The sequence below is a fragment of the Mycobacteroides sp. PCS013 genome (assembly GCF_049532645.1).
Taxonomy (GTDB): Bacteria; Actinomycetota; Actinomycetes; order Mycobacteriales; family Mycobacteriaceae; genus Mycobacterium; species Mycobacterium gwanakae.
On the sequence record NZ_CP150131.1, the window covers coordinates 1,217,410 to 1,234,381 of the forward strand.

Annotated in this window: 16 protein-coding genes; 10 read left to right on the forward strand and 6 right to left on the reverse strand. The window is 64.8% G+C overall.

Annotation, left to right across the window (positions count from 1 at the left end):
* Positions 1–21: 21 nt before the first annotated feature.
* Positions 22–1,365 (reverse strand): DEAD/DEAH box helicase, encoded by a 1,344-nt coding sequence (locus RHO23_RS05970; RefSeq protein WP_064410261.1) that lies wholly within the window; start codon positions 1,363–1,365, stop codon positions 22–24.
* 297 nt (positions 1,366–1,662) lie between these two features.
* On the opposite strand from RHO23_RS05970, the gene RHO23_RS05975 reads away from it, so the two are divergent.
* Positions 1,663–2,499: a tRNA (adenine-N1)-methyltransferase gene (locus tag RHO23_RS05975; protein WP_030095598.1), complete on the forward strand. Its 837-nt coding sequence runs from the start codon at positions 1,663–1,665 to the stop codon at positions 2,497–2,499.
* Positions 2,500–2,507: 8 nt separating this feature from the next.
* On the opposite strand, the gene RHO23_RS05980 is transcribed toward RHO23_RS05975, so the two are convergent.
* The gene (locus RHO23_RS05980; RefSeq protein WP_081346236.1) at positions 2,508–3,110 is read right to left on the reverse strand and encodes a hypothetical protein; all 603 of its coding nucleotides are present in this window, start codon (positions 3,108–3,110) and stop codon (positions 2,508–2,510) included.
* A gap of 82 nt (positions 3,111–3,192) precedes the next feature.
* A complete protein-coding gene (locus tag RHO23_RS05985) occupies positions 3,193–3,720 on the reverse strand; it encodes a hypothetical protein (RefSeq protein WP_070916159.1) in 528 nt (175 codons plus the stop codon).
* A 163-nt stretch (positions 3,721–3,883) separates the two neighbouring features.
* On the opposite strand from RHO23_RS05985, the gene arc reads away from it, so the two are divergent.
* Positions 3,884–5,692: a proteasome ATPase gene (arc, locus tag RHO23_RS05990; protein ID WP_046255735.1), complete on the forward strand. Its 1,809-nt coding sequence runs from the start codon at positions 3,884–3,886 to the stop codon at positions 5,690–5,692.
* Positions 5,693–5,701: 9 nt separating this feature from the next.
* Here the strand turns inward: arc and RHO23_RS05995 are convergent, their stop codons facing one another.
* On the reverse strand, positions 5,702–6,577 hold the full coding sequence (locus RHO23_RS05995) for a class I SAM-dependent methyltransferase (RefSeq protein WP_070916158.1): 876 nt from the start codon (positions 6,575–6,577) through the stop codon (positions 5,702–5,704).
* A gap of 139 nt (positions 6,578–6,716) precedes the next feature.
* Here RHO23_RS05995 and RHO23_RS06000 point away from each other — a divergent pair, with 139 nt between their 5' ends.
* Positions 6,717–7,322: a maleylpyruvate isomerase family mycothiol-dependent enzyme gene (locus RHO23_RS06000; RefSeq protein ID WP_423489178.1), complete on the forward strand. Its 606-nt coding sequence runs from the start codon at positions 6,717–6,719 to the stop codon at positions 7,320–7,322.
* A gap of 2 nt (positions 7,323–7,324) precedes the next feature.
* Here the strand turns inward: RHO23_RS06000 and RHO23_RS06005 are convergent, their stop codons facing one another.
* Positions 7,325–8,485, reverse strand: a complete 1,161-nt coding sequence (locus tag RHO23_RS06005; protein WP_057968024.1) for a hypothetical protein — start codon at positions 8,483–8,485, stop codon at positions 7,325–7,327.
* A gap of 149 nt (positions 8,486–8,634) precedes the next feature.
* Between RHO23_RS06005 and RHO23_RS06010 the strand changes: the two genes are divergently transcribed.
* The 6 genes from RHO23_RS06010 to RHO23_RS06035 all read left to right on the forward strand — a co-directional run bounded on the left by RHO23_RS06010 (position 8,635) and on the right by RHO23_RS06035 (position 14,476).
* Positions 8,635–9,117, forward strand: a complete 483-nt coding sequence (locus RHO23_RS06010) for a sigma-70 family RNA polymerase sigma factor (protein ID WP_005061267.1) — start codon at positions 8,635–8,637, stop codon at positions 9,115–9,117.
* Positions 9,114–9,860, forward strand: coding sequence for an anti-sigma factor family protein (locus RHO23_RS06015; protein ID WP_030095605.1), 747 nt, complete (start codon positions 9,114–9,116; stop codon positions 9,858–9,860). Before RHO23_RS06010 ends, RHO23_RS06015 begins: the two co-directional genes overlap by 4 nt.
* A gap of 222 nt (positions 9,861–10,082) precedes the next feature.
* Entirely contained in the window at positions 10,083–11,783 is a 1,701-nt protein-coding gene (locus tag RHO23_RS06020) for a thiamine pyrophosphate-binding protein (protein ID WP_423489179.1), read from the forward strand.
* A complete protein-coding gene (locus RHO23_RS06025) occupies positions 11,770–12,429 on the forward strand; it encodes a hypothetical protein (protein WP_030095607.1) in 660 nt (219 codons plus the stop codon). Before RHO23_RS06020 ends, RHO23_RS06025 begins: the two co-directional genes overlap by 14 nt.
* A complete protein-coding gene (locus RHO23_RS06030; protein WP_030095608.1) occupies positions 12,426–13,439 on the forward strand; it encodes a 3-oxoacyl-ACP synthase III family protein in 1,014 nt (337 codons plus the stop codon). Before RHO23_RS06025 ends, RHO23_RS06030 begins: the two co-directional genes overlap by 4 nt.
* Complete coding sequence (locus RHO23_RS06035) at positions 13,418–14,476, forward strand: aminotransferase class I/II-fold pyridoxal phosphate-dependent enzyme (RefSeq protein ID WP_423488801.1); 1,059 nt, start codon at positions 13,418–13,420, stop codon at positions 14,474–14,476. The genes RHO23_RS06030 and RHO23_RS06035 overlap by 22 nt, the downstream gene beginning before the upstream one ends.
* 78 nt (positions 14,477–14,554) lie before the next feature.
* On the opposite strand, the gene RHO23_RS06040 is transcribed toward RHO23_RS06035, so the two are convergent.
* Complete coding sequence (locus tag RHO23_RS06040; protein WP_423488802.1) at positions 14,555–15,379, reverse strand: class I SAM-dependent methyltransferase; 825 nt, start codon at positions 15,377–15,379, stop codon at positions 14,555–14,557.
* A 92-nt stretch (positions 15,380–15,471) separates the two neighbouring features.
* Here RHO23_RS06040 and dop point away from each other — a divergent pair, with 92 nt between their 5' ends.
* On the forward strand, positions 15,472–16,968 hold the full coding sequence (gene dop, locus RHO23_RS06045) for a depupylase/deamidase Dop (RefSeq protein WP_030095611.1): 1,497 nt from the start codon (positions 15,472–15,474) through the stop codon (positions 16,966–16,968).
* Positions 16,969–16,972: the final 4 nt, after the last annotated feature.

The window sequence follows — 16,972 nt, forward strand, 5'->3', positions numbered from 1 at the left end:
GGAATCGCCCGCGCCGGCCGGTTACCGGGAGGCGCTGTTGCCCGCCCTGCGGGCGGATCGCTGTCCCTGGCCTTGACGCCCTTGACCCTGCCCCTGGCGGCCTTGGCCCTGTCCGCCGCGCCGAGGCGCACGTGCCGGACGTCCCTCGGCGCCGCCGCGGGGTCGGTGGGACCGCTGGCCGTTCGCGGTGGAGGAGCCGTTGGCCTTCTGTGCGGGAGCAGGTTTCACATACGGAGCCACCTCGCCCACCAAGGTCTTGACCTCATCGGAATGGGCCGTCACCTGTTGGGGCGTGGCGGTGATGGCGGCCTTGCGCAGCAGCTGAGTGACATCGCGGCGCTGCTCGGGGAGTACCACTGTGACCACGTCGCCGGTGCCACCGGCGCGCGCAGTGCGGCCTGAACGGTGCAGGTACGCCTTGTGCTCGGCGGGAGGGTCGACGTGCACGACGAGAGCGACATCGTCGACGTGCACGCCGCGGGCAGCGACATCCGTGGCGACCAGCACCCGTGCTTCGCCGTTCGCGAAGGCGGCCAGGTTACGGTCGCGTGCACCCTGAGAGAGGTTGCCGTGCAAGTCAACTGACGGGATGCCCGACTGATTGAGCTGATGCGCGAGCCGCTTGGCGTGGTGCTTGGTACGCATGAACAGGATGCGCCGTCCGGTGCCGGAGGCCAGCGTGTTCACAAGTTCACGCTTGGCGTCGGGGCCGCTGACCGTGAACACATGGTGTGTCATCGCGGCAACCGGGGAATCGACGGGATCGACCGAATGCTCGGAGGGGGAGTGCAGGAATCGTTTGACCAACTTGTCGACATCGTTATCCAAGGTGGCCGAGAACAGCAGGCGCTGACCGGAACTCGGGGTCGCGGCGAGCAACCGCGTTACGACGGGCAGGAATCCGAGATCTGCCATGTGGTCGGCCTCGTCCAGAACGCTGATCTCAACGCCGTCCAGAGTCAGGTGGCGCTGCTTGAGTAAGTCATCGAGCCGACCGGGGCAGGCGACCACGATGTCGACGCCGGCCTTGAGCGCCTGAACCTGACGGTGCTGCGAGACACCGCCGAAGATGGTGGTGACCTTCATGCGGTAGGCGGCCGCCAGCGGCTCGATGACTGCGCTGATCTGGGTCGCCAGCTCGCGGGTGGGAGCGAGCACGAGCGCCCGCGGGCGGCCCGGCACTCGAGTGCCTTCGGCGATACGTGCGACGACGGGGATGGAGAACGCAAGGGTCTTGCCGCTGCCAGTTTTGCCGCGGGCCAGCACATCACGGCCGGCGAGTGTGTCCGGCAGGGTGGCGGCCTGGATCGGGAATGGGGCGTCGATGCCGCCCTGCTGCAGGGCGCGGACCAGTACTGCGGGCACGCCGAGTGACGCGAATGTGGTTGAAGACATGAGAAATGACGCCTTTCGAGGCTTCGAGATGGCGAGATTGCCAATGGGCAACATCGATCGCCGTGAGAAAAGCCTGAAATCAGCGGACTGGCTGACGAAAGAATGATCTACGACGCAGGCGCACAGTGGCGCTTACCCATGACAGTACGTGCCTTTGGCCTCTAGAGCTAAATCGTGTGTGCCGAAACACATTGGTGGGTGACCCCGTTTTACCTGCAAGGCCTGCCCAGTTCGCGGTGCGCGATACGCACCTGGCAAGGTGAGCGCATGACTCGGACCGGGCCCTTTGTCGTGGGCGATCGCGTGCAACTGACCGACCCCAAGGGGCGGCACTACACGATGGTGCTCGAGCCGGGCAAGGAATTCCACACCCATCGCGGTGCCATCACACACGACACGGTGATCGGCATCCCCGAGGGCAGCGTGGTGAAGTCGACCAACGGCGACCAGTTTCTGGTGCTGCGTCCTTTGCTGATCGACTATGTGTTGTCGATGCCGCGTGGCGCGCAGGTGATCTACCCGAAGGACGCCGCGCAGATCGTTCATGACGGCGACATCTTCCCGGGCGCGCGGGTACTGGAGGCCGGTGTGGGCTCGGGTGCGCTCACCTGCTCGCTGCTGCGCGCGGTGGGGCCCGAGGGAACGGTGATCTCTTACGAGATTCGTGAGGATCACGCCGAACATGCTGTGCGAAACGTCACAGCGTTTTTCGGGGAGCAACCGGACAACTGGGAGCTGGTAATCGGTGATCTCGCCGAGCGGGCTGCTGATGCCGGTGGCGTCGACCGGGTGGTCCTGGACATGCTGGCCCCTTGGGAGACTTTGCCCGCGGTGGCCGAATCACTGGTACCCGGTGGCGTGCTCATTGTGTACGTCGCTACCGTCACACAACTGTCGCGCGTGGTCGAGGCGCTGCGCGAACAGCAATGCTGGACCGAACCGAGGTCCTGGGAGTCGATGCAGCGCGGCTGGAACGTCGTCGGGCTGGCGGTGCGTCCCGAGCACAGCATGCGCGGGCATACCGCGTTCTTGGTCAGTGCGCGTCGTCTGGCGCCGGGCACCATCACTCCGACACCGCTGCGGCGTAAGCGCCTACCGAGCTAGAGCGGGCGCTACGGGGTAGGCGCCGGGGCCGGTGTCTCGGGCGCGGGTGCGCCGGCGGGAGGCGCCTCGTGCGGTGTGGCGGTACCCGCCAGCGATGTCCCGGTCTTGAGCAAGAGGTCGGAGGTTCGCTTGGACAGCTTCCAGCCCTCACCTTCGGGCGAGAACGACATCGGGACCGCGAAACCACCCATCTTCGGGCTGGGGCTGTTGATGGTGACGACGGCTTCGACGTCGCCCTGGGTTTCCGTCGACCACTTCGGGTCCTTGACGGTGAACGACAACGGCGAGAACCCGGCGTCGCCGATCGCCTTGGTGAACTTGTCCAGCTGCTCGGGAGTGGCACCCTGAACGGCAGTGATCTTCTCGGCACCCGGCAGGTTCGGGTCGGCGAGGCGGTTGAGGACATCGGTCAGCACCGCCGGATCGGGCAGTGGATGGTTCGGGACAGCGGCGGCCACCGCCGAGGATGCGGGCTGAGTCGCCGAAGCGCTGGCGGGGGCGGCCTTATCGTTTGAGCCGCTGCAGGCGGTCAGGGCGAGAACGGCTGCACCGGCGGCGACGACGGCGAGTTGAAGGTGACGGGCCATGATCCTGGTGACTCCATTCGGCATATCGGCTAAGTCGTTCGGCCAAGTGCGGTGACGATATCGGCGTGCGAGGTCGTGGTGATCATCCAGCCCTCCTCCTACACGTCTACCTTCCAGACTTACCCGATGCCGCCTGGATCAGCGAAACCGCCGAGGCCTTGCTGATCTTCCAGCCATCCTGGTTCACGAAGTTGATCTTCGTCGTGTACGCCTGCGTCTTGGGTCCGGTGATGGTGACCGCCGCAGCGGCCGCACCCGGTCCGGTGGATTTGATGTCGGACACAGTGAAAGCCAGTGGCAGGAACCCGTCACGGTTAGCGCTCTTGAAGGCACGATCGGCGTAAATCGCCTCACCCGCGCCGATGCCGCCTTCCACGAGGCCACCCTTGGCCAGGGCCGACACGCCCGGATCTGCGAGTGAATACAGCAAACCGCTTAGCTCATCGGATGTGGGTGCCGCGTCGGCAGGTTCGGTGGGCACATCCATGGGGACGTCCCAGGACACGGGGGTAATGTCCGCGGACATGGTGGTCGTTGCTGTCGGGCCAGCGGAGCTGGCTGTCGGCTCGCCCATTGGTACTGCCAAGCCAACCGCTGCCGCCGCGAGTAAACCCAGCGTGGCGACCCCCGACATACCGGTTCGTGAGCTCACGGTTGTCCTTCCGATCGACCTGAATGTGACGAACGCTAACAGCGTAGACGTCCCAGGCAACGGGTAGACCCCGCACGGGCGGCCAATCGCCGGTAGCGTTGAAGCATCCACCGCACCAATTCTCGGTGTGGGAAAGGAGGACATCATGAGTGAGTCGGAGCGTTCAGAGGCGTTCGGCACACCGGATGCCGCCGAACTGGAACGGCTACGTCGAGAGGTTGCGGCCCTTCGCCAGGAGCTGGAAGGCAGCGCGGCCCACGGATCTGGTGACACCGGTCGTCTGCGCGACCTGAACCAGCTTGAGGCTCGTATCGACTCCCTGAATGCGCGCAACGCCAAGCTGATGGACACCCTCAAAGAGGCCCGTCAGCAGCTCTTGGCGCTGCGTGAGGAGGTTGACCGGCTGGGCCAGCCGCCGAGCGGTTATGGCGTGTTGCTGGCCGTGCAGGCCGACGACACGGTGGACGTGTTCACCTCCGGCCGCAAGATGCGGGTGACTTGCTCTCCCAACATCGAGACCGCCGAGCTGCGACGGGGGCAGACCGTGCGCCTCAACGAGGCGCTCACGGTGGTCGAGGCCGGCAACTTCGAATCGGTCGGTGAGATCAGCACGCTGCGGGAGCTGCTGGACGACGGTCATCGCGCGCTCGTGGTGGGGCATGCCGACGAGGAACGCATCGTCTGGCTGGCCGATCCGCTGATCGCGCCCGATCTCTCCGAGGTGTCCGAGGATGCCGACGGAGCGGATCTGAAGCCCCGGAAACTGCGGCCCGGCGATTCGTTGCTGGTTGATACCAAGGCCGGATATGCCTTCGAGCGGATTCCCAAGGCCGAGGTCGAGGATCTGGTGCTCGAAGAGGTGCCCGACGTCAGCTACAGCGACATCGGTGGCCTGACGAGGCAGATCGAGCAGATCCGCGACGCGGTGGAGCTGCCGTTCCTGCACAAGGACCTCTATCGGGAGTACGCCCTGCGTCCGCCCAAGGGTGTGCTGCTGTACGGGCCCCCCGGATGCGGAAAGACACTCATCGCCAAGGCCGTCGCCAACTCGCTGGCCAAGAAGATGGCAGAGCTGCGTGGCGATGACTCGCGCGAGGCCAAGTCCTACTTCTTGAACATCAAGGGCCCGGAGCTGCTCAACAAGTTCGTCGGCGAGACCGAGCGGCATATCCGCCTGATCTTCCAGCGGGCCCGCGAAAAGGCTTCGGACGGTACGCCGGTCATCGTCTTCTTCGATGAGATGGACTCGATCTTCCGCACTCGTGGTACCGGCGTCAGCTCCGATGTGGAGACGACGGTCGTGCCGCAGCTGCTGTCCGAGATCGACGGTGTCGAGGGCCTCGAGAACGTCATCGTCATCGGTGCCTCCAACCGCGAAGACATGATCGACCCGGCGATCCTGCGGCCCGGCCGCCTCGACGTGAAGATCAAGATCGAACGGCCGGATGCGGAGTCTGCGCAAGACATCTTCTCCAAGTACCTCACCGACAAACTGCCGGTGAACACCGACGATCTGGCGGAATTCGGCGGCGATCGCGGGCTGACCATCAAGGCCATGATCGAGAAGGTCGTGGACCGGATGTACGCCGAGATCGACGACAACCGTTTCCTGGAGGTCACCTACGCCAACGGTGACAAGGAAGTCATGTACTTCAAGGACTTCAACTCCGGCGCCATGATCCAGAACGTCGTGGACCGCGCGAAGAAGAACGCCATCAAGGCGGTGCTGGAGACCGGTCAGAAGGGTCTGCGTATTCAGCATCTGCTCGACTCGATCGTCGACGAGTTCGCCGAGAACGAGGACCTGCCCAATACCACCAATCCGGATGACTGGGCACGGATCTCGGGCAAGAAGGGCGAGCGCATCGTCTACATCCGTACGCTGGTCACCGGCAAGAGCTCCAGCGCCAGCCGCGCCATCGACACCGAATCGAGCCTGGGCCAGTACCTGTAGGCACCGTGCTCACCCGCGGCGGGCTGTGACCACCGTGGTCCAGTCGCCGGGTGCGAGTGCACGCGCGCCGGTGGGATCGTAGCGACGCAGCAGCTCGGGTATCCGCAGCTGCTCGGTGGTCTGAAAGCCTTGGCGCGCAAGCAGTTCGTCGGCCTGTCTCGCCGTCATGCCCGTGCGGTACGGCTCGCCGCGCCGGGAGACGGACCGCGATCCGCGCCGGACTTCGCGACGGCGACTGTCGGGGCCGACGATATCGGGATCACCGTAATCCAGGACGAGCCTGCTTCCCGGTGCGCAGAGCTTCGTCAGTTGCGCCAGGGTCGACTCGAGGGCGGCCTCGGTGAGGTAGTAGGTCACGCCGAGCCACACCACGAGTGAGGGTGCGGCCGTATCGAATCCGGCGCCAAGCAGACGCGACGTCAGGTCATCGCGCTCGAAATCGCAGGGGACCCAGGCCAGCCGCGACTCATCACCGCGGTGTTCGGCGATGAGATGTTGTTTCGCCTGCTGGGTGGTGGGTGCGTCGACCTCGAATACGGTGACGGGCAGGGAACCGAGCTGCTGACTCGAGGTGTCGAAGCCCGCCCCCAGCATCACCACTTGACCGATGCCGGATCGCGCGGCGGACCGCACTTCGTCGTCGGACACCCGGCGGCGCAGCACGATGAGGGCATGAAGGCCCGCGCACCATCGGTCCACCAGACGCAGGCCCCACCTGGCCACGGTGGGAGATGCCAGTGCCGCACGCAGCAGCGGATGGGTCACGAACCATCTGGACTGCGGATCGTTCAGCAGGCCATCGCGCTGCATCGACTCGGCAGCGCGCTGCCACGCGTTGAACTGTGCGGTCAGACTTGCGGTTTGGTCGAGCCGGCGTCCAGACATATCGCGAGGATAGAAAGTCCGGTGAGCCCGCGAGGGGGCATTGGCATCATCTGGCAGTGCGTGGCATGCGGAGGCGGTGCTGGTCAGCGCGGTCTTCCTAGCATGGCGAGTACAGCCCGAGGAGGTATCCGTGAAAACCATGAAACCCCGAGAAATGCTTTCCGCCGAGCGCACCAGCCTGGCCGAGTTCCTGCACACATTGACCGAAGACGATTGGTTGGCCCCGTCACTGTGCGCAGGCTGGCGGGTCCGCGATGTCGTGGCACACGCCGCCGTCGACGCGGTATCGCTGGGTGTCTATCTGGGGACCGCGCTACGGAACCCATCGATCAACAAGCTCAACGATGCATTGGTGGAGCGCACCGGTCACCTGTCGAATGAAGAGCTGTTGCACCATTTCGAGTCGGCAGTGCGGCCCGGAGCGTTTGGCAAGATGGCGCCCGCGGCACTTCATACCGACGCCATGGTGCACCACCAGGATATTCGGCGGCCACTGGGCAGGCCGCGTGCCATTCCCGAGGACCGGCTGGTCTTTGCGTTGGATCACCCCGACTTTGGCGCCCACCCGAAGCGGTACACCAAGGGGCTGAGGTTCATGGCCAACGATATGGATTGGGCGAAAGGCAATGGCCCGCACGTGTGCGGCACCGGGGAGGCGCTGGTGCTGGCGATGGCGGGTCGTCCGGTGGTGCTCGGTGAGCTGGAAGGTGACGGTGTGCCGACGCTGGCGGCACGGATGCGCTGAGGTCAGATCCGCTGTGAGGCCGATAGATACACGTCGCGTCCGGCGAGGCTTACCGCCACATCGGCGATCAACGGTTCGAAAAAACGTGTCCGATACTGCGGATCGATGCTGCTGTTGACGGTGAAGTACAGCCCCGACAGCACCGCGACCAACAGCGACATATGAATCAGAGTCTGTGGCACGCCGATCCGAATCCCGTACCAGGTGCCCGAACATGGCGGCGCTGCTCCCGACGGGCATGCGGCCTCATTGGACCACAACGCCATCACGTCGTGCGGTACGGCCACGATGCCCAGCAACATGAAGAACGCGAACACCCCGGTGGTGAAGAACACCACCTGGATCGCCTGCGAAACCACCATCACCAGTAGCACATTCAGCCGTTCGGGCCAGCGCAGTGCGGGCCGCGGCGGCTCCGGACCGTCGGCTCCGGTCAGGTCGGCCAGTGGGGTGCCGGCCAGTAGCGCGGCGGGCGCGGGACGTTCGGCCCGGTTTTCACGCAGATTGTTCAACTCGTCGCGCACGGTGGCGACCATGAACACGGTGGCGGTGAGGGCCAGGAAGCCGATTGTCTGCCAGAGCCTTTCGCGGGTGATCCGGGCCGACAGCTGCCAGAGCTCTCCGGTGAAGAACACCACCACGGTCAGCATGAGCAGTGGCAGCGCGCGGGACATGAGCGTGCCCAGCGCGCCGAACTGCGTGGATGCGTACCGCAGGGCCCACAGTCCGATCGACCCGGCACCCAGGTACGTCAACCAGATGAGCACCAGCGCGGCCAGCAGGAAGGCGGGCATCTTCGCGGCGGCCTCCGGCCACGAACCGGTGTCGGTGGCCGGGAGCGCTACCACGAAGATCGCGATGACGAGCCATGACAGGGCGCGGCGCACCACGTCGGCACGGATGGTTCCGACACGTTGCAGCGCGGTGAGCACCAGCGGTTGCGCCGCCATCAGCAGTGCCACCACCCCGAGCAGGATCATCAGCACAATCGAGCGGGTGTCGTTGTCGGTGGAGATCAGCTCGTAGAGCGCCACCCCTGCACCGGCGACTCCGATCATGGGCGCGGCCCGGTCGATGAGCTCACGCGAGCGCACGCGACGATCCAGCACGACGGGTAGTCCACGGGACAGGAACCATTCGTGAATGTCGTCGAGATTGCGCACCTGATCATGATGACAAGGCTGTTCGACGAGGCAAAACGGGCGTACGTTGAACCAATCGGGCGGTCGGATCGTGTAACCGTCGGAGGTGTTCCATGGCGGATGGGCAGGCTGGGCCGAAAGGCGTCGGCGTCAATGGCTCATCGAGTCTTATGCGGGCCTTTTACGACGAGTACGCAGGCCCGCTGCATCGCTATGTCATGCACCTGACCCACGACTCGGCGCTGGCGGAAGACATCGTGCAGGAGGTGCTGTTGCGAGCCTGGCGGCATCCGACGCTGGTCAACCAGACGGAAGGGTCGGCGCGGGCATGGCTGTTCACGGTCGCCCACAACCTGGTCCGCGATAACGCACGTAGCTCGCGCTTTCGCAGCGAGATAGCCACCGCCGAGACACCCGAGTTCGCCTCTCCCGATCAGGTGGACGCAACGCTGGACGCGTGGCTGGTGGCCGAAGCGCTGCGCACGTTGTCCACCGATCACCGCGCTGTCATCCTGCGTGCGTATTACCGGGGGAGTTCAGTCGCCGACATATCCGCCGAGCTGGGGGTGCCTGAGGGCACCGTCAAGTCACGCCTGCACTATGGCGTGCGCGCGCTTCGGCTGTCGCTGCAGGAAATGGGGGTCACACGATGACTGTGGAGCATGTTTACGCCGATTGGGATGCCGCCTATGTGCTGGGTGCGCTCTCGTCCGCCGAGCGGCGTGAATACGAACAGCACCTGGTCGACTGTGTCAGCTGCCAGCGCGCGCTGTCCGAGGTGACAGCCATGCCCGGTCTGCTGTCCAAGGTTGATCGCGGTTACGCCGAGAAGATGGAACTCGAAGACCCGCCCGTGCTCGCCAAGCCCGCCACCAGCTGCCCGGTACAGGCGCTGTGGCCCAAGCTGCAGGCCCGGTGGCGGCGGCAGAGCGCGGTGCGCCGGCTCGCCTATGTGGGTGCGGTCGCGGTGGCCGCCGCTGTCGCGCTGACGGTCTCGTTGGTGCCGCCGCCGTGGTATCACCGGCCCGCCCCGATGAATGTCGCCGCGGGTTCGTTGCCGGCGGGGGAGCATTGGCAGCCGATGCGCCAGGTGACGCCCTCACCGCTGAGCGCTCAAGTGGCCATTGTCCAGGACGGTGCCGGCACCCGTATCGAAATGTGGTGCAGCTACCCGGCATACGGAGACGACCCGGATGACTCGGCGGCACCCTATGCGCTGCGCGTCGGCACCCGAGCCGGCGGGAACATCATCGCCAGTTCGTGGACGGCCAAGCCGGGCTCCGCGATGATGACATCGATGACCGTCCCGGTGGCGCAGGATCAGATCGAGAGCGTCCAGGTGATCGACAATCACGGTGACGCCGTGCCGTTGGTGTTCCTCGAACTGCGTCGCTGACGCCTAACCCATCAGGTTCGTGGTGCTTTGACGTGCCCATATCGGCATTACCTGAAACGCGATTCATATTGTGCCATCACATGATTGAGATAACTCGATCACTTTTTCTTCCGGATTGTTGAACCGGTCACGTGCGACAGTCGTGTACTAGTCATGACCACCCCGATACGTGCCCGGAGCCGTATGGCCGGCGATATTGCGCTCGGGAACGGGAACGGGACCATGCGATTGGTCGACTGGCTCGTCCTGGAGTTGCGTCGTCACCATGTCGATGTCGTCTTCGGGGTCGACGGTGCGAACATCGAGGATCTCTACGATGCCGTGCACTACGCGCCGGGTATCCAGGCCGTTGTCGCCAAGCACGAGTTCTCGGCCGGCACCATGGCCGACGGCTATGCGCGTGCCGCCTCGCGGATGAGCGTAGTGGCCGCGACCTCGGGCGGAGGCGCTGTCAATCTTGTTCCTGCGCTTGCTGAATCGTATGCGAGCCGGGTGCCGGTGCTGGCGATCGTGGGCCAGCCGCCGCGCCCGCTGGAAGGTAACGGGGCGTTTCAGGATGGGAGTGGGCGCGCCGGGAGCATGGATCTGCAGGCGGTTTTCCGGCCCATTTCCGGCTACTGCACCCGAGTGGAAAATCCCGAAGAAATCGCCGAGGCGCTCGGTCATGCCCTGGCCGCGCTTCGAGACGGTCTGCCGGCGGTTCTCTTGATACCTAAAGACGTCCAGCAGGCGCGCCTGCACACCACACCACAGTTGCCGGAGCCGCACGTGCGGGCTGGAGCGGTGCCCGCGCAGCTTGCCGACTTCGCCAAGCATCTGGCCGATACGCCGGGGCGGGTGCTGGTGGTAGCGGGGCCGGAGGTGGCACGGCACAATGCCCGCGGCGAGCTGTCGGATCTCCTCGATCGTCTCGATGCCTTTGTCGCGGTGTCGCCCGATGCCAAAGATGCTGTAGACGGCGATGATCCACGGCTACTGGGCGTCATCGGAGTGATGGGACACCCGGCCGTCGAAAGGGTACTGCGCCACGGTGTGACATGTGTCTGCATCGGGACCACCATGCCCGTGATGACCCGAGGCGGTATCGACTTCGCGACGACGCCGGTGCTCTCGATCGGTTCGGCGACACCACATATCCCGTCCCGCCACCTGCAGACCGAGGACCTGTCATCGACCCTGGCCCAGCTCGCCGCGGCTGTGCCGGCGCGTTCGGACTCGTTGGACAGTGAAACACTCTACGCACCAACACATCTGGAACCTCCCGCGCATGACGGCGACGGTGTCAGGTACCACGATGGCATGCACGTTCTCGACCGGGTGATTCCTGCGGAGGCGGATATCTTCGTCGATGCGGGTAACACCGGCGCCGCCGCGGTGCATTACCTAGGCGCCCGGCACCGCGGCCGTTATGTTGTCGCGCTCGGTATGGGCGGCATGGGGTACGCCTTCGGTGCGGGCATTGGCTGTGCGTTCGCGCGGGGCGGCCGCACCGTGGTGGTCGCGGGGGACGGGGCATTCTTCATGCACGGCATGGAGATTCACACGGCGATCGAACACCGGCTGCCGGTGACATTCGTCATTGTCAACAACAACGCACATGCCATGTGCGTCACCCGTGAGCAGCTGTATTACGGAGGGGAGTACAGCTTCAACCGGTTCACGCCCTCGCATATCGGGGCCGGGATGGCCGCGATGTTCCCGAGTCTGATGTGCCGTTCGGCCGATACGGTGGCCGATTTCGAGGCCGCCATGCAGGCGGCGATGGCCCACGGCGGTCCCTCTGTGGTGGAGGTCATCTGTTCCACCGACGAGATACCCCCGTTTGCCCCGTTCTTGTCATCCGATATCGCTAAGGAGAAAACGCATGACCGACACGATTACCGAAGCATCCAAGCCTGGCCTGAAAGCCTTGCCCGCGCTTAGCGATATCGCTGCCGATGCCGGCACCGAGGACGCATTGCCCGGGGTGCATCGGATCGAGACCTCACCACGCGAGAAGGCGACGCCGATCATCATGGACATGATGCGGTCGGTGTATCCGCATGACCAGGTGTTCGGCCCGTTCTGCACGGTCCAGGAGTATGTGGACTGCCCGCCCGACGAGTTGCACCGCTACCTGTCCGACACTCGTTGCCTGGAGGAGTGGACCTACAGCCTGCGCGGCTTCGAGGAGACCGATGAGCCCGGGTTGTGGGTCGCACATGACCGTTTGGGATCGGACACGCTGATCTACACCCGCACGGAATCGAACGCCGAATCCGGAACCGTCGATTATCACTGTGCCTGGGATCAGGGCGATCACCTCTGGATGATCTACCTCATGCGAGTGGTCGACGCGCAGATCGTGCTTAACAAGCCGGGCTCGGTCGTGCTGTGGACCAACTGCCACCATCCGTTCTACGACGAGAACCCCTATCCAGAAACCGCTCCGCCCCAACGTAAGCCGTGGGTCGGGGACTTCTGGGACATGTTCGGCGCGGGTCACCTGCTGGAACTGCTGAACCTCAAGGCCATCGCCGAGTATCGCCACAGCCATGGGCTTCCGATCGTTCCGGAGTGGATGAAATGACCATCAGCATCTTCGACATCTCCAGCTATCTTCCCGAGAACCGGGTCAGCGCCGATTACTTCGCGCAGTACGCCAAGGATGACGATCTAGCGGAGAACGTCATGTTCCGCAGCCCGGCCTTCCGGCATCACGTCGCCGCCGACGAGTCCGCGGTGGACATGGCCGAACGTGCGGTCGCCGGACTCAAGGATCGGCACGGCGACAGTGTGCTGGACGAGGTGGACATTCTGCTGACACATACCCAGCTGCCCGACCTACCCTTCGTGGGTTGCGGTGGGGAGGTGGCGAACCGGCTGCAGATCCGCCCGGAATGGATCTTGGACATACACAACGGTGGCTGCGTCTCGTTCGTTCTGATGCTCAAGCTCGTACAGCAGATGATGGCCTCGTCGAGCGCCCGTTCGGCCCTCATCGTGAACATGCAGAATGCGGCCGGCCAGATCTTCGTACAAGAGCAGGTGCGCTCCACCGCACAGGCTTCCATTCCGGGGGACGGCGCCACCGCGGCGCTGATCACCCGCGATGGGAGTTCCCCGGTACTGGGCATCGAGACGCGGAACTTCGGCGAGTTCGCGGGCGATATGACGTACGCGGTGACGCCTCATCGCAAGTACTGGGAGGCCGGGGCAGGGCAGGGGAGGGTGGCGTTCACCGAGCACAAGATCAGCAAGGTGCTGGCCCGTGGCAATCGCATGGTGCCCGAGGTGGCCCTGGCCGTCTGCGATCGAATCGGGCTTCCGTCAACGGATCTGGACGCGTTGGTGACCAACCAGCCGAACCGCATATTTCTGCGGAACTGGCGCGATGCCCTGCAGCTGCCCCGGGAGAAGCACCCGGACACCTTCGACGAGTGCGGCAACCTCTTCGGGGTGGGCATTCCGCACACTCTCGATCAGGCGATCTCCGACGGCCAGGTCAAGTCCGGCGACACGGTGATGCTGGCAGGTTTCGCCCACGCCGGTGACTATGCGGCAGCGGCGGCCGTGCGGTGGGGAGGGAGGGGCCTGTGACGGTCAGTCCACTCCGATTGGCATTGAACGAGAATCCTTATCGTCCACTGCCATCGGTGCGCGATGCGCTCAGGCATGACATTGCGGAGGTGAACAGGTACCCCGAGTTCTTGCCCGTGGTGCTTCCGCGACTGATCGCCGAACGGGTGGGCATGACACCGGAAGAAGTGGTGGTGGGCGTCGGCGCCACCGGCGTCGCGCTGCAGGTGCTGCAGGCGCTATGTCAGCCGGGCGATTCGCTGGTGTTTGCGCACCCGACATTTGACGGCTATCCGATACTGGCCGATATCGCCGGGTTGATCCAGGTTCCGATTCCGCTGGCAGATAACGGGATCACAGATCTGGATGAGCTACTGGGCGCGGCGTATGACGCCGATGCCGCCGCCGTGGTGCTGTGCCGGCCCCATAACCCGACCGGAACACTGATACCCGCGGACCAGGTCTATGAGTTCGTCCGCGCGGCGCCGCCGACCAGTGTGGTGATCCTCGACGAGGCCTACATCGAATTCGTGGATCCCGACGAACATCTGGACGTTCCGCGTCTTCTTGCGATACACCCGAACCTGGTGGTGCTGCGTACCTTCTCGAAGGCATACGGGTTGGCGGGGCTGCGGATCGGCTATGGATTGGCCGCTCCCGCGGTCTGTGGTGTCATTCGCAGATACCAGCTCCCATTCGGTATGAACCGTGCGGCGGCAGTGGCGGTGGCCGCCTCGTATGCGGCCGAAGATGAGCTGCGACTGCGGGTCGATTCTATTGTCTACGAGCGTGATCAGCTCAGGGAACGGCTCGCTCAGATGGGTGCGCATATCCCGGAGTCGCATGCCAATTTCGTGTATCTGCCGGCGCGCTGTGACGGCGAGCGCTGGATGTCCATCCTGGGAACCGATGATGTTGTCGCGAAGGAGTATCCCGATGGCGGTGTCCGGCTCACCGTCGGCGACCCACGAGAAATGGCGATCGTCGCGCGGCGGCTGCTGGAGGTCGACGAGATCGGCGAAAGCGCGGCGCCGCAGTTGAGTAGACCGGCGTCATAGACTGGTTGGCCGCGGCGATCCGTCCCCCCGATTGCCGGCCCCGAAACGGCAAGGACTGCCGCGGTCAACCCCCACTTCTCAGAATGCGTAGCGGTGATACTGCGCCATGTACCGCAGCATCGGCGATACCGACATCGCCTTGGCGAGAAGCCGATACGCGGTCCTGGTCTGTTGGAAGGTCGCCGAATCGAAGGGTGACTCCCACTCGAGGAGCTGCAGCTTGGGGATCTCGCGAATAATGTCGTCGGGACCGTCGATGCCCCAATACAGGGTCGCCCCCGAGCGTCGCACCACCGCGTTCGACCACTGCGTCTTGATGCCGAACCTGTTGAACGCATCGAATTGCAGTTCCCCGTAGGGAAAGTGATCGACAATCCGGCGAAACAGGGCGATGCCGTCGGCCTGCGTGAGATACATGGTGAGCCCCTCTCCGATCGCGAGCACCGGGAGGTCGCCCCGAATGTGCGCGAGCCATGCCGGATCGGTCACTGATGCGGACACGACGTGATAGTTATCGCGTGTCGGATAGAGCTGGCTGCGCAGCGCGGCCACGTCGGGGTAATCGATGTCGTACCACTGGACTCCCGCACCGGGGTTCAGCCGGAAAAACCGGCCGTCGAGACCGCAGCCCAGATGCAGCACCACGGCCTCGGCGTGCCGGGACAGAAAGGCGCGCGCCCAGCCGTCGAAATGTGCGGAACGGGTGGTGACGGCCGGTGACCTACCCGCGGTGATGGTCGTCTTGGACCAGTCGTAGTCGATGCGGTCGGCGATGTCACGGGCCAGCCGGTCGCCGAGGATCGGCTTCGGCAGATCGGCATCCAATGCCTTGGCGTAGAACGTCGCCAGCATGGTCTGCGGTGCTCCGCTGAGGTCGACATGGATCTTCTCGGGGTGGCTCATGAATCCGACGCTAATGCGGATTCCGCGGCGCGCAGAGCAGTCTGAACAGTCCCCGGCGTGGTGTTCAGCCCCAACTCTCTAGGCTGAGCGTCATGCAACGGATCATCGGTACCGAGGTTGAATACGGCATTTCGTCTCCTACGGACCCCGCCGCCAACCCGATCCTCACCTCCACGCAGGCAGTGCTGGCGTACGCCGCGGCCTCGGGGATCCAGCGCGCCAAGCGCACCCGCTGGGATTACGAGGTGGAGTCGCCGCTGCGTGATGCCCGTGGGTTCGACCTGGGGCGCACCACCGGTCCGGCTCCTATCGTCGATGCCGACGAGGTAGGGGCGGCCAACATGATCCTCACCAACGGTGCCCGCCTGTACGTCGATCACGCCCACCCGGAATATTCGGCGCCCGAATGCACCAATCCGCTCGACGCGGTGATCTGGGACAAGGCCGGTGAACGCGTGATGGAGGCCGCCGCCCGCCACGTCGCCAGCGTGCCCGGCGCCGCGCGGCTGCAGCTGTACAAGAACAACATCGACGGTAAGGGTGCCTCCTACGGCACCCACGAGAACTACCTGATGGACCGCCAGACGCCGTTCTCGGCGATCATCGCGGGCCTGACGCCGTTCTTCGTGTCGCGCCAGGTGGTCACGGGTTCCGGCCGGGTGGGAATCGGGCCCTCCGGCGACGACTCGGGCTTTCAGTTGTCGCAGCGTGCCGACTACATCGAAGTAGAGGTCGGTCTGGAAACCACGCTCAAGCGCGGCATCATCAACACCCGCGATGAGCCGCATGCCGACGCCGACAAGTACCGGCGCCTGCACGTCATCATCGGCGACGCCAACCTTGCCGAGACCTCGACGTTCCTGAAGGTGGGTACCACCTCGCTGGTACTCGACCTGATCGAATCCGGGGCCGATCTCTCGGACCTGGCCCTGGCGCGGCCGGTGTATGCGGTGCACGTGATCAGTCGTGATCCGTCGCTGCGGGCCACCGTGGCGCTTGCGGACGGACGAGAGCTGACAGGCCTTGCGCTGCAACGTATTTACTTGGAACGGGTGGCCGAGTTGGTCGCATCCCGCGACCCCGATCCGCAGGCCGACCACGTGCTGCAGGTGTGGGCCAAGGTTCTCGATCTGCTGGAGCGCGATCCGATGGAATGCGCCGACCTGCTGGACTGGCCCGCCAAGCTGCGGCTGCTGGAAGGATTCCGGCAACGCGAGAATCTGAGCTGGTCGGCACCGCGTCTGCATCTGGTCGACCTGCAGTACTCCGATGTGCGCCTGGACAAGGGGCTCTACAACCGGCTGGTGGCCCGCGGGTCCATGCAGCGGATGGTCACCGAGCAGCAGGTGCTGGACGCGGTCACGCGGCCCCCGTCGGATACCCGCGCCTACTTCCGGGGTGAGTGCCTGCGCCGCTTCGGCGCCGACATTGCCGCCGCCAGCTGGGACTCGGTGATCTTCGACCTGGGTGGGGATTCGCTTGTCAGGATTCCAACGCTGGAGCCGCTGCGCGGCAGCAAGAGCCACGTGGGCTCGCTGCTGGATTCGGTCGATTCGGCTGCTGAACTGGTCGATCAGCTCACGACGTAACGGG

What these genes read in the sequence shown, in the direction of transcription:
- RHO23_RS05980 (WP_081346236.1), bottom strand. Translation starts at nt 3,110, where the DNA reads ATGCCGAATGGAGTCACCAGGATCATGGCCCGTCACCTTCAACTCGCC.
- RHO23_RS06040 (WP_423488802.1), bottom strand. Translation starts at nt 15,379, where the DNA reads ATGAGCCACCCCGAGAAGATCCATGTCGACCTCAGCGGAGCACCGCAG.
- RHO23_RS05985 (WP_070916159.1), bottom strand. Translation starts at nt 3,720, where the DNA reads ATGTCGGGGGTCGCCACGCTGGGTTTACTCGCGGCGGCAGCGGTTGGC.
- RHO23_RS06010 (WP_005061267.1), top strand. Translation starts at nt 8,635, where the DNA reads ATGCGGGCCTTTTACGACGAGTACGCAGGCCCGCTGCATCGCTATGTC.
- RHO23_RS05995 (WP_070916158.1), bottom strand. Translation starts at nt 6,577, where the DNA reads ATGTCTGGACGCCGGCTCGACCAAACCGCAAGTCTGACCGCACAGTTC.
- RHO23_RS06000 (WP_423489178.1), top strand. Translation starts at nt 6,717, where the DNA reads ATGAAACCCCGAGAAATGCTTTCCGCCGAGCGCACCAGCCTGGCCGAG.
- RHO23_RS06020 (WP_423489179.1), top strand. Translation starts at nt 10,083, where the DNA reads ATGCGATTGGTCGACTGGCTCGTCCTGGAGTTGCGTCGTCACCATGTC.
- RHO23_RS06015 (WP_030095605.1), top strand. Translation starts at nt 9,114, where the DNA reads ATGACTGTGGAGCATGTTTACGCCGATTGGGATGCCGCCTATGTGCTG.
- dop (WP_030095611.1), top strand. Translation starts at nt 15,472, where the DNA reads ATGCAACGGATCATCGGTACCGAGGTTGAATACGGCATTTCGTCTCCT.
- RHO23_RS06030 (WP_030095608.1), top strand. Translation starts at nt 12,426, where the DNA reads ATGACCATCAGCATCTTCGACATCTCCAGCTATCTTCCCGAGAACCGG.
- arc (WP_046255735.1), top strand. Translation starts at nt 3,884, where the DNA reads ATGAGTGAGTCGGAGCGTTCAGAGGCGTTCGGCACACCGGATGCCGCC.
- RHO23_RS05975 (WP_030095598.1), top strand. Translation starts at nt 1,663, where the DNA reads ATGACTCGGACCGGGCCCTTTGTCGTGGGCGATCGCGTGCAACTGACC.